The sequence below is a fragment of the Lactobacillus sp. UMNPBX17 genome, assembly GCF_002553735.1.
GTDB lineage: Bacteria > Bacillota > Bacilli > Lactobacillales > Lactobacillaceae > Lactobacillus > Lactobacillus gallinarum.
The window spans coordinates 1-12605 of sequence record NZ_PCYT01000052.1 but is presented as its reverse complement, the minus strand read 5'-3'; the positions used below and the strand labels follow the sequence as shown (position 1 = coordinate 12605).

The 12605-nt window shown below is 40.3% G+C and carries 8 protein-coding genes and 1 pseudogene; 6 read left to right on the top strand and 3 right to left on the bottom strand.

Features of this window, described 5'->3' with window-relative positions; genetic code table 11:
* Positions 1 to 725: 725 nt before the first annotated feature.
* Positions 726 to 2651: a tetracycline resistance ribosomal protection protein Tet(W) gene (tet(W), locus tag CP368_RS07780; RefSeq protein WP_098045951.1), complete on the top strand. Its 1926-nt coding sequence runs from the start codon at positions 726 to 728 to the stop codon at positions 2649 to 2651.
* Positions 2639 to 2916: pseudogene (locus tag CP368_RS07775) on the top strand (IS30 family transposase); the annotation flags it as partial. The gene tet(W) and the pseudogene CP368_RS07775, both read left to right, overlap by 13 nt.
* Positions 2917 to 3370: 454 nt before the next feature.
* Here the strand turns inward: CP368_RS07775 and CP368_RS07770 are convergent.
* Positions 3371 to 4618 carry an MFS transporter gene (locus tag CP368_RS07770; RefSeq protein WP_098045950.1) on the bottom strand — a complete coding sequence of 416 codons (1248 nt, stop codon included), beginning with the start codon at positions 4616 to 4618 and terminating at the stop codon, positions 3371 to 3373.
* Positions 4619 to 4766: 148 nt separating this feature from the next.
* Here CP368_RS07770 and CP368_RS07765 point away from each other — a divergent pair, with 148 nt between their 5' ends.
* On the top strand, positions 4767 to 5747 hold the full coding sequence (locus CP368_RS07765; RefSeq protein ID WP_087176824.1) for a cytochrome C5: 981 nt from the start codon (positions 4767 to 4769) through the stop codon (positions 5745 to 5747).
* Positions 5748 to 5839: 92 nt separating this feature from the next.
* Here the strand turns inward: CP368_RS07765 and CP368_RS07760 are convergent, their stop codons facing one another.
* Positions 5840 to 7063: an RNA-guided endonuclease TnpB family protein gene (locus tag CP368_RS07760; protein WP_098045949.1), complete on the bottom strand. Its 1224-nt coding sequence runs from the start codon at positions 7061 to 7063 to the stop codon at positions 5840 to 5842.
* Positions 7064 to 7223: 160 nt separating this feature from the next.
* Positions 7224 to 7589 (bottom strand): aggregation promoting factor surface protein, encoded by a 366-nt coding sequence (locus CP368_RS07750; RefSeq protein ID WP_098045948.1) that lies wholly within the window; start codon positions 7587 to 7589, stop codon positions 7224 to 7226.
* A gap of 206 nt (positions 7590 to 7795) precedes the next feature.
* On the opposite strand from CP368_RS07750, the gene CP368_RS07745 reads away from it, so the two are divergent.
* The 3 genes from CP368_RS07745 to CP368_RS07730 all read left to right on the top strand — a co-directional run.
* Positions 7796 to 10330 (top strand): M1 family metallopeptidase, encoded by a 2535-nt coding sequence (locus CP368_RS07745; protein ID WP_098037099.1) that lies wholly within the window; start codon positions 7796 to 7798, stop codon positions 10328 to 10330.
* A 228-nt stretch (positions 10331 to 10558) separates the two neighbouring features.
* Positions 10559 to 12052 carry a peptide MFS transporter gene (locus CP368_RS07740; RefSeq protein ID WP_098043951.1) on the top strand — a complete coding sequence of 498 codons (1494 nt, stop codon included), beginning with the start codon at positions 10559 to 10561 and terminating at the stop codon, positions 12050 to 12052.
* Between the two features lie 258 nt (positions 12053 to 12310).
* Positions 12311 to 12605, top strand: a 295-nt coding sequence (locus tag CP368_RS07730) for a helix-turn-helix domain-containing protein (protein WP_143468313.1), incomplete at its 3' end; no start/stop codon positions are given.

The window sequence follows — 12605 nt, the reverse complement described above, 5'->3', positions numbered from 1 at the left end:
CCTATTATTAATCTTTTGTTATTGGTATTAATTGATCTACAATACAGCAATCAATGCTCATGTACGGTAAAGAAGCAAGCAACCGAAAACAATAGATAGACCGCCAGCACTACACTATTCCGAACCAAAGACCAAAAGATAAGCATTTTGAGAAAATCTAAACTTTTGGATTTTCCTACAATGCCGACTACGGCGGAATCCCTCCCACTCCTTATATATTTCTTTCTGTATACATTGAATTTGTATTTAGTAAAATGCAGACAACACCACGGATCGGCTTTTGGCTGGACAATTCCAACCAAACACCGCAGCAGACAGTAGAAACCATTCTGAACGTTAGGAAGCCGGTATGATTGTTACATATAAGGGGAAGAAAAATTTCTTTTAGATACTTGTTTTCCTAAAACTGATGTGATATGATGTGATATAATAATTCAATTCCAGAAAAGGAGTAAAAAATATGCGGCAAGGTATTCTTAAATAAAACTATAATCAAATAGTGGGAACAAAGGATTATGATAGTCCCTTTTGTAGGGGCTTAGTTTTTTGTACCCAATTTAAGAATACTTTTGCCTTATCAATTTTGACATATCCCCAAAAACAGCACTCACAAACAGGTGTATGCTGTATATGTGTATGTCCGCAAATTATCATCCCCAGTGGTAAAAGTATTTTACTGCTGGGGATTTTTATGCCCTTCGGGGCAGTAAAGGGAGGACAATCACATGAAAATAATCAATATTGGAATTCTTGCCCATGTAGACGCTGGAAAGACGACCTTGACGGAGAGCCTGCTATATGCCAGCGGAGCCATTTCAGAACCGGGGAGCGTCGAAAAAGGGACAACGAGTACGGACACCATGTTTTTGGAGCGGCAGCGTGGGATTACCATTCAAGCGGCAGTCACTTCCTTCCAGTGGCACAGATGTAAAGTCAACATTGTGGATACGCCCGGCCACATGGATTTTTTGGCGGAGGTGTACCGCTCTTTGGCTGTTTTAGATGGGGCCATCTTGGTGATCTCCGCTAAAGATGGCGTGCAGGCCCAGACCCGTATTCTGTTCCATGCCCTGCGGAAAATGAACATTCCCACCGTTATCTTTATCAACAAGATCGACCAGGCTGGCGTTGATTTGCAGAGCGTGGTTCAGTCTGTTCGGGATAAGCTCTCCGCCGATATTATCATCAAGCAGACGGTGTCGCTGTCCCCGGAAATAGTCCTGGAGGAAAATACCGACATAGAAGCATGGGATGCGGTCATCGAAAATAACGATAAATTATTGGAAAAGTATATCGCAGGAGAACCAATCAGCCGGGAAAAACTTGTGCGGGAGGAACAGCGGCGGGTTCAAGACGCCTCCCTGTTCCCGGTCTATTATGGCAGCGCCAAAAAGGGCCTTGGCATTCAACCGTTGATGGATGCGGTGACAGGGCTGTTCCAACCGATTGGGGAACAGGGGAGCGCCGCCCTATGCGGCAGCGTTTTCAAGGTGGAGTATACAGATTGCGGCCAGCGGCGTGTCTATCTACGGCTATACAGCGGAACGCTGCGCCTGCGGGATACGGTGGCCCTGGCCGGGAGAGAAAAGCTGAAAATCACAGAGATGCGTATTCCATCCAAAGGGGAAATTGTTCGGACAGACACCGCTTATCCGGGTGAAATTGTTATCCTTCCCAGCGACAGCGTGAGGTTAAACGATGTATTAGGGGACCCAAACCGGCTCCCTCGTAAAAGGTGGCGTGAGGACCCCCTCCCCATGCTGCGGACGTCGATTGCGCCGAAAACGGCAGCGCAAAGAGAACGGCTGCTGGACGCTCTTACGCAACTTGCGGATACTGACCCGCTTTTGCGCTGCGAGGTGGATTCCATCACCCATGAGATCATTCTTTCTTTTTTGGGCCGGGTGCAGTTGGAGGTTGTTTCCGCTTTGCTGTCGGAAAAATACAAGCTTGAAACAGTGGTAAAGGAACCCACCGTCATTTATATGGAGCGGCCGCTCAAAGCAGCCAGCCACACCATCCATATCGAGGTGCCGCCCAACCCGTTTTGGGCATCCATCGGACTGTCTGTTACACCACTCCCGCTTGGCTCCGGTGTACAATACGAGAGCCGGGTTTCGCTGGGATACTTGAACCAGAGTTTTCAAAACGCTGTCAGGGATGGTATCCGTTACGGGCTGGAGCAGGGCTTGTTCGGCTGGAACGTAACGGACTGTAAGATTTGCTTTGAATACGGGCTTTATTACAGTCCGGTCAGCACGCCGGCGGACTTCCGCTCATTGGCCCCGATTGTATTGGAACAGGCATTGAAGGAATCAGGGACGCAACTGCTGGAACCTTATCTCTCCTTCACCCTCTATGCGCCCCGGGAATATCTTTCCAGGGCTTATCATGATGCACCGAAATACTGTGCCACCATCGAAACGGTCCAGGTAAAAAAGGATGAAGTTGTCTTTACTGGCGAGATTCCCGCCCGCTGTATACAGGCATACCGTACTGATCTGGCCTCTTACACCAACGGGCAGAGCGTATGCCTTACAGAACTGAAAGGGTATCAGGCCGCTGTCGGCAAGCCAGTCATCCAGCCCCGCCGTCCAAACAGCCGCCTGGACAAGGTGCGCTATATGTTTCAGAAGATAATGAAGCACTAACTAAGTTCCTAACCACTTTTAATGGAGCTTTATTGTGGACCGTGGCACTGAGTTTAGTGGGCTAGTATCACTTGAATCACAATATGGTATTAAGACCTATTACTGCCATGCTTATACTCCAGCTGAACGTGGTAGTAATGAACGCTTTAATCGGAATTTACGTTATTTTTATCCTAAAGGGACTCGTTTTGAGCACATTAGTGCCCAAGATTTAACGACGACGTTACTCCAAATTAACCAGCGACCGCTTAAAATACTCGACTGACAAACACCGTATCAGGTTATGCTGACAAATTTGTCCAAAAATTCGGATTAAATTTGCAATCTACCAAATATTTATGAATAAGGTCTATCAGTGAAAGCACGTTTAGCCGCTGATAGGCCTTATTTTTATTAAGACTTTGTGCGTGGCACTCAAAAAATTATTTAAATTATTTATACAAATAATTATGAAGCGCTGCCTGATTTAGCCTTTGAAGAGGCATTGGTCTACCTGCTTATCGCTCTTAAAGAAGTAAAAGCAGAGATCTCCGCCACAGTGGAACAAATATTAGACAACTTTATTAAGTTATTGCCGGTTTTCATGCAAAAGCAGCAGCTGCGGACAGCTTAAAAACTAATTTAAGAGACAAAAAGCCAGATCCAATATGGATTCGGCTAGTTTTAGTGCTTTCAAGTTTCAGTTATGGATTAAAAGTAAAAGCAGTGAAAGCGATTACTTATTTATTTCGATAAGAAATACCCCATGCGAAGATCAAAATTAAAATAAAGTTCAATAATAAAGTAAATCCGGTTACCCAGAAAACAGTCGCATAGTTTGAAAAACCAGAAATGGCAGAACCCATTAATGATCCAAGTACTGCACCTACTGCTTGGAAAGACTGATTATAACTAAAAATTCGACCGAAACTTTCCTTAGGTGTATTCAAAGTTAAAACAGTTTGAGCTGCAGGCAACATCCCCGCACTGGCAATACCTAATAAGAAACGTAAGAAGGCAAGCATCCACGGATTATTAGTTAAAGCCATTGGTGCAAATAAAATGAAGCCGATGACTAAACCGACACGCAAAACGCGTAACGGCCCAATTTCATCCATCTTATGGCCAATCTTAGATGCAGCAAGCAAAGTACCAAGTCCTGGCGTTGCTGCTACGATACCAGCAACAAATGCAACATCAGAACCATGAGGCATCATTGATTTTACGTATAATGAAACGATAGGATCAATTGACATAGTTGAAGATTGAACCAACATCGTAGTGATGAACATAACGATAATTAATTTAACACTTGGCAAACTCTTCATGATTTCGCCCATTGGCTTCATCTTTTCGCGAGAAATTGGAGTAAAGTCTTCATGAACTAGGAATGTTGTTCCTAAAAATACGATGAACATCAAGACACCGGTAATAAAGAACGGAATACGATAGCCCCATGCACCGCCAAAGATATTGCCAAAGAAACTAGAAAGGGCACCACCTAATAATGGACCAACCAAGTTGCCAGCAGTACCAGCGGTCATCATCTGACTCATTACCCATCCACTACGGTCGTGCGGCGTTTCGCTGGCCATCAATGCCGTAGCGTTGTTGATATAACCAGAAAATGACCCTTGAATGAAGCGCATGACAACGATATAAATCGCATTTGGTGCAAAACCAGTCAAGGTAATAGTAATTGCCATAACGCCGGATGCACGCATACACATTAGTTTTCTTCCTTTACGGTCAGCCAAGCTGCCCCAGTATGGAGAAATTATTGCCTGGGCAATAAAGGTCATAGCAAATGCCAGCCCAGAGTATAAGTTGATTTGCAGCTTAGAATAATTACCTAAATCAGAAATAAACAGTGAGATAAAGGGCATAGTCATTGAGTAGCCCATCCCAGTGATGAAGCAACCTAACCACAGGGTATAAAAAGCTTTATGCCAACCTGCAGGCAGATTGCGTGATTTAATAGTAGTCAAAGTGTCATCTCTTTCAAAAAATAAGAATAAGTTTTAATGTTTATTTTAGCACATACAAAAAATTAAATATTTTTCCAATTTTTTATAATAAAAAGATTATTAATGAAATAATGTGCTACGATAATGGTTCTAGAAGGGAGTTATCTTTATGGCACACATGTCGCGGCGAGAATATCGTATGAAGAAGGAACATGGACAAGATGGTGCTGATCGATCACGAATCAATTATTCTAAAAGTAGAGTAAATAGTCGTGAAGAATTTAGAAGCAAAAAAATTAGCAATCCTAAACCTGCTGCTAATACCAAAATCGATCTTTCACGTGAAAATTATAATCACGTAAAGCTCAATTTCTGGACAATCTTTTCTGATCGACCATATATTTCAGTTGCAATTATTGTCTTGGCACTATTTCTTGCCATGATCAAATTATGGTGGGGATTATTAATCTTATTGGCAGTTGTAATTGTTGGAATATACGTCATCGGCCACAGTCATCATCCCCATCAAGTACTTAGTCTTGAATTTCATCTAAAAGCTTCAAGAAAATTAAGTATGCTGAGAGCTTTAGAATTAGGTGGCTCAGTTACTATGTTTTTAGCTACCTATATGAAGCAAGTGGTAACTGTCGACTTTTCATCGGCAGGGTCAACCGATAGTTTCCAAATTATTCAAGGAGCATTGTCTAATAATGGTGGCTATTATGGTCAACAAGGATCATACTTTTTGAGTTTACTAAATACAGTCACTGGTGGTCAGCTCTGGAGTTCATACCGTTATGCCACAAATAGTGCGCAAATGATGAATAGTAGTTCTGGTCGCTGGATTATTATGTGGATCATGCTTTTGATGATTGCTCCAGCTTTTTGTGTATTAGCACAATTTTTTAAAGAACCATATTCTAGAAATGTGACTTTGATTACTTCATTGATTACCACATTTAGTTTTATCTTAACTCCTGTTTTAATGCGTAAATGGGTAGTTGGTTATGCTATGGAAAACCAACTGGCAAGAGAAGCGGCTAATAATGCTGTTCACATTGGGACGATGGCCTACGTAGGAATGGCTTGCTCGATCCTGGTATTAATAATTGCAACCTACCGGGTAATTAAACAAGATCATTTTGAATGAACTACACCGGCACTGAAGTGCCGGATTTCTGGGAACACTGAGTAGTGTTTAGGATCTTACATTGAATTATTCAAATACCTAACTCACGGAACTCAGCTTGTTACCGTGGCCAGTCCCTGACCATTTAGCTTTGCTTTATGCAAGATATTAACTGCCGCATTAATATCTCGGTCATGCTTAGTTTGACACTTAGAACAGGTCCATTCACGAATCTCTAATGGCTTAGCACCACTGTTATAGCCACATTTTGAACAAATTCTGGAAGTATTCTTAGGATCAACTGCAACTAGCTTTTTCCCATACCATTCACACTTATACTCCAGCATTTGTCTAAACATTTGCCATGAAGCATTGGCAATTGATTTGGCTAAGTGATGATTTTTCTGAAGATTCTTGGTTTTCAAATCTTCAATTGCAATTACATCATATTGCTTAACTAAATGCGTAGTTAATTTATGCAGGTAATCTCTGCGCTGATTAGCTATTTTTGCTTGGCATCCGGCTTTTGAGTTTTGTGCTTTTTGCCAATTAGTGAAACTCTCTAAGCTTCTAGGACAAAGTACCCTTTTATTCTTATCTTGTAAAACTAGTAATTTAGCTAAATGTCTACGTCGAGAATACTTTTTCTGCCAAATTCTAGCTTTCTTTTCAAAATAAGAACTGGCAAAACTAGAGTACTTTAAACCATTAGATAGAATTGCTAAATCAGCTACGCCAACATCAATTCCAACTTGTTTGTCAGTTAAGCTGTACTTCTCTGGTTCAGATATTTCTACCTGTAGAGACAAATAATATTTTCCTGTTGGTTCAAGCAGAACAGTGTAGCGCTTAATCTTAACATCTTGCAAAACTCCAGTCTTGCTGGTTTTGACACAGCCTAATTTAGGAATCTTTAAATATCTTTTACCTGCAATTCTGATAGTCGATTTACCAGTATAAGACCTTTTCAGATACTTGCGTGAATGAAAACGAGGCTTGTCAATTTGACCACTTTTATCTTGAAAGAAGTTCTTCCAAGACTGAGTTAGAAATTCATTAACTACTTGCAAGCTTGAAGAATCGCTGTTTTTCAAAAAAGGATATTCTTTTTTAAGCGGCTTAAGCAGATAATTCAGCTTAAATTTACCCAAGAAAGGCAAATCCTTATTATTCTGATAGCGCTCATTCATCATAGCCAGCATTTGATTCCAAACAAAGCGATCATTGCCAAACATCTGCTCAAGCTGGTTTTGTTGAGTTTTATTAGGATAGAGTCTTAACTTGATCCCTTTTAGCACATTTGTTCCCTCCTTTCTTTTTGAGATTATGCCAAACATATGTTTAAGAAAGAAGGAGGAACAAGCAAAAAACTAAAAAAGGCCGGATTCATCACGGGATTAAAATCCCGTGTTTTCTCCGGCAATTAATCAATAAAGAAAAAACAGCTTAGTCAACTTGACTAGACTGTTTTTTTGGAAATTAAGGAATAAATTAATTTTAGTACCAGTTATGTGCTAACCAAAATCTCTTAGCGTTAACCCATGAACCGTAACGACCGTAAACGTATCTATCAGCAGTACGTTCTTGGTTCTTTGGTGATAAGTCACCGTGTAAGTAGCCGATGCTTAATTGGTACTTACCGTAACATGAACCGTTTCTAGCAGTGTAGCTACCGCCTGATTCACGCATTGCGATCCATCTCTTAGCTGCTTTTTCTTTTTTAGACATTTTCTTCTTCTTAGCAGCTTGAACATTTTGGCTAGTAGAATCGTTAGCGAAAGTTTGTGCAACTGCAACACATGCAAAGGCAAGTGCTAATGCAGCAAAAATTTTAACTAAAGTAGATTTAACTTGTTTACTCATTGATTTCATTCCTTATTAAAACTTATTTTTAAAAAATTTATATATTTCTTAATGACTATACTTATATATTACAAGGTCTATATGACAGCAATGTTACAAAACGAAAACGTCACTCTTACAATCAGGAAGAAATTGCCTTTTTTGAGCGCTTTTACTGATATTTTGGTAAAATTTAGAGTGAATTATGCTAATAGGAGGCAAAATAAATGGCAGTTAAACGTTTTTATGAAATTTTCCACCCAGAACATTACGATTTACGCATTAACGTAAACCGTAAGAATAAGACTATTAATGGTACTTCAACGATTACTGGTGATGTAATTGAAAACCCAGTATTCATTAATCAAAAGTTTATGACCATCGACAGCGTTAAGGTTGATGGCAAGGACGTTGATTTTGAAGTGGTTGAAAAAGACGAAGCAATCAAGATTGAAACTGGCGTAACTGGCAGAGCCGTAATCGAAATTGCTTATAGCGCACCACTTACCGACACTATGATGGGTATTTACCCTTCATACTACGAATTAGAAGGCAAGAAGAAGCAAATTATCGGTACGCAATTTGAAACTACTTTTGCTCGTCAAGCATTTCCATGTGTTGATGAACCAGAAGCTAAGGCTACCTTCACCCTTGCCCTTAAGTGGGATGAAGAAGATGGTGAAGTTGCACTTGCCAACATGCCAGAAGTTGAAGTTGATCAAGATGGCTACCACCACTTTGAAGAAACTGTTCGTATGTCAAGCTACCTTGTCGCATTTGCCTTTGGTGACTTACAATCAAAGACTACTCACACTAAGGATGGCGTTTTGATTGGTGTTTACGCAACTAAGGCTCACAAACCTAAGGAATTGGACTTTGGCCTAGATATTGCTAAGCGCGCAATTGAATTTTACGAAGACTTCTACCAAACTAAATACCCACTTCCACAATCATTACAACTTGCATTACCAGACTTCTCAGCTGGTGCCATGGAAAACTGGGGTCTTGTAACTTACCGTGAAGCTTACTTACTCCTTGATCCAGACAACACTAGCTTAGAAATGAAGAAGTTAGTTGCTACAGTTATTACCCACGAATTAGCTCACCAATGGTTCGGTGACTTAGTAACCATGAAGTGGTGGGACAACTTATGGCTTAACGAAAGCTTTGCCAACATGATGGAATACTTATCAGTTGATGGTTTAGAACCTGACTGGCACATCTGGGAAATGTTCCAAACTAGTGAAGCTGCATCTGCATTGAACAGAGATGCTACTGATGGTGTTCAACCAATTCAAATGGAAATTAATGACCCAGCAGATATTGACTCAGTCTTTGACGGTGCCATCGTTTACGCTAAGGGTTCAAGAATGTTAGTCATGGTTCGTTCACTTCTTGGTGACGACGCACTTCGCAAGGGTCTTAAGTACTACTTCGACCATCACAAGTTTGGCAATGCTACTGGTGATGATCTTTGGGATGCACTTTCAACTGCAACTGATCTTGATATTGGTAAGATCATGCACTCATGGCTTAAGCAACCAGGTTACCCAGTAGTTAATGCCTTTGTTGATGAAGACGGTCACTTGAAGCTTACTCAAAAGCAATTCTTTATCGGTGAAGGTGAAGACAAGGGTAGACAATGGCAAATTCCATTGAATGCTAACTTTGACGCACCTAAGATTATGTCTGAAAAGGAAATCGACTTAGGCAACTACAAGGTACTTCGTGAAGAAGCAGGACACCCACTTAGACTTAATGTTGGCAACAACTCACACTTCATCGTTAAGTATGATAAGACTTTGCTTGATGATATCTTGGCAGATGTTAATGAATTGGACCCAATTGACAAGTTGCAATTGCTCCAAGACTTACGTCTCTTGGCAGAAGGTAAGCAAATTTCTTACGCTTCAATTGTTCCACTTTTAGTTAAATTTGCTGATTCTAAGTCAAGTTTGGTAATTAACGCACTTTACACTACTGCAGCTAAGCTTCGTCAATTCGTTGAACCAGAATCAGATGAAGAAAAGAACTTGAAGAAACTTTATGACCTCTTATCAAAGGATCAAGTTGCACGTTTAGGCTGGGAAGTAAAGCCAGGCGAAAGCGATGAAGATGTTCAAATTCGTCCATACGAATTGAGTGCCAGCCTTTACGCTGAAAATGCAGACTCAATTAAGGCAGCTCACCAAATCTTTACTGAAAATGAAGATAACTTAGAAGCATTGAATGCAGATGTTCGTCCATACGTTTTGATTAACGAAGTAAAGAACTTTGGCAATGCTGAATTAGTTGATAAGTTAATCAAGGAATACCAAAGAACAGCTGATCCATCATACAAGGTTGACTTACGCAGCGCTGTAACCAGCACCCAAGATCCTGCAGCTATCAAGACTATTGTTGGCGACTTTGAAAATGCTGACGTAGTTAAGCCACAAGACTTACGTGGTTGGTACCGTGGTTTACTTGCTAACCATCATGGTCAACAAGCAGCTTGGGACTGGATCAGAGAAGACTGGGATTGGCTTGACAAGACTGTTGGTGGTGACATGGAATTTGCTACATTTATCACTGTTACTACAGGTGTCTTCCACACTCCAGCAAGACTTAAGGAATTCAAGGAATTCTTTGAACCAAAGATTAATGTTCCACTTCTTAGTCGTGAAATTAAGATGGATGTTAAGGTTATCGAAAGTAAGGTTAACTTGATCGAAGCTGAAAAAGATGCTGTTAATGATGCAGTTGCTAAGGCAATTGATTAGGTAATATAATTGTAAGTGTTCATGAAGAACTAAATGCAATTCATGCAGAAGAACACAAATGAGAAAAAGAGTATGCTAAACGTGACTTTAGTCATGCAAAGCGTGGGCGGTCGTATGACCGCTTTTTTTGTAAAGAAATAAGGATCTATCTGTAAATAGGATAGGTCCTTATTTTTCGTGGTATAATTATTTTTATTGCTTACCTTAGATTAAGAAGGGAGTTTTTCTTTGGGTAAACGAGATTCAAATACAGCATTCTTTGGACAGCCAAAGGGCTTGTCCACTTTATTCTTTACTGAGATGTGGGAGCGTTTCAGTTACTACGGCATGCGGGCTATCTTATTGTTCTACATGTACTACGCAGTTACCAAAGGTGGTTTGGGAATGTCTCAAACTACTGCTGCTTCAATCATGTCAATCTATGGTTCGCTTGTTTACTTATCAACGTTAGTCGGAGGCTGGCTTTCTGACAGAGTATGGGGCTCTAGAAAAACAGTCTTTTACGGCGGTGTGCTTATTATGTTGGGACACATCGTTTTAGCTTTGCCAGCTGGTGTAGCGGCGTTATACAGTTCGATCGCTTTAATTGTTGTGGGAACTGGATTGTTAAAGCCAAATGTGTCTGATATGGTTGGTGGTCTTTATTCTGTTGAAGATCGCCGTCGTGACGCCGGCTTTAGTATTTTTGTTTTCGGAATTAACTTAGGTTCCTTCATCGCTCCATGGCTTGTTCCATGGGCAGCTGAAGGTTTTGGCTTCCATATCTTTGGTAGCCAGTTGAACTTCCATGCAGGATTTTCATTAGCTGCAGTTGGTATGTTCTTTGGTTTAGTACAATATGTACTTGGCGGAAAGAAATATCTATCAACTGAAAGTTTGACACCTAATGATCCTATTGATAAAGGCGATTTGCTTAACGTAATCAAGTGGGGTGTCATTATTATCGTTGCAATTGCTGCAGTTTTAGCCGTTATGGCTGGAGTAGGACAATTAAATGTTGATAATGTAATTACCTTATTAACTATCTTGGCTATTGCATTGCCAATTTACTACTTCGTAATGATGCTTCGCAGTTCAAAGGTTACTAAGATTGAACGTTCGAGAGTTAAGGCATATATTCCATTATTCTTCGCCGCAGCTATTTTCTGGGGAATAGAAGAATCAGGTTCAGTTGTTTTAGCATTATTTGCGGAACAAAGAACTGTTTTACATATCGGCGGTTGGCACTTTACTGCGGCTAACTTCCAATCTCTTAACCCATTATTTATCATGATTTTGACACCAGTATTTGTATGGCTATGGGAACACTGGAAGAAGCAGCCAACTGCACCGGGGAAATTTGCGGCAGGTCTTGTCTTTGCTGGGCTTTCATACATGTGGATGGCTCTTCCAGGTATGCTCTTTGGTACAAGTGGTAGAGTAAGTCCATTCTGGCTTGTAGGTTCATGGTTTATCGTTGAAATTGCCGAAATGTTGATTTCACCAATTGGCTTGTCAATTACAACCAAACTTGCTCCAAATGCATTCCGCTCACAGATGATGAGTATGTGGTTTATGGCCGATGCGACAGGACAAGCAATTAATGCCCAAATCGTTAAGTTTTATTCAACTAAAACAGAAGTGCCATACTTCATGGCTGTTGGTGTAGTCAGTGTAGTATTCGGGATTATTATGTTTGTTTTAATTAAGAAGATTAACGTCTTAATGGAAGGCGTACATTAGAATATGAAAAATGACGTGGGAATAATCTCACGTCATTTTTAAAATCTACGTAAATAGATGCTATAAACTACTAGTAAAATACCAAAGATTAAGAAAATAATTGCCAAACTACGTTGCCATTTAGCTTCATTAGTTTTAGTATTATCTTTTTTCCGCCGATTGTAAAATCAAATTGAACACTTTAGAAAAATAAAAAGTCCATCTGGACCCGTTTGATAGAATGTAATTACCACAAAACATCTTGAAACGAGGTCACAAATGGACTCTTTACATTCTATCATGCCTAAGCACAAAAAAGGAAAACATTTGTCATTAGAAGAGCGAGTTATTATCCAAACTCGTATCAAAGATGGATTTTCTCTTAGAGCAATTGCTCGTGAGATTGGTTGTTCTCCTTCTACGATTAGCTATGAAATCAAACGTGGTACAGTTTTGCTTTATCACGGTAAACAAAAGCGGTACAAAGCAGAACGTGGAAATGAAGTTTATCAAGCTAACCGACGCCACTGTGGTCGCAAATCAGACTTCTTGAAGAAATCTGACTTTATCAAGT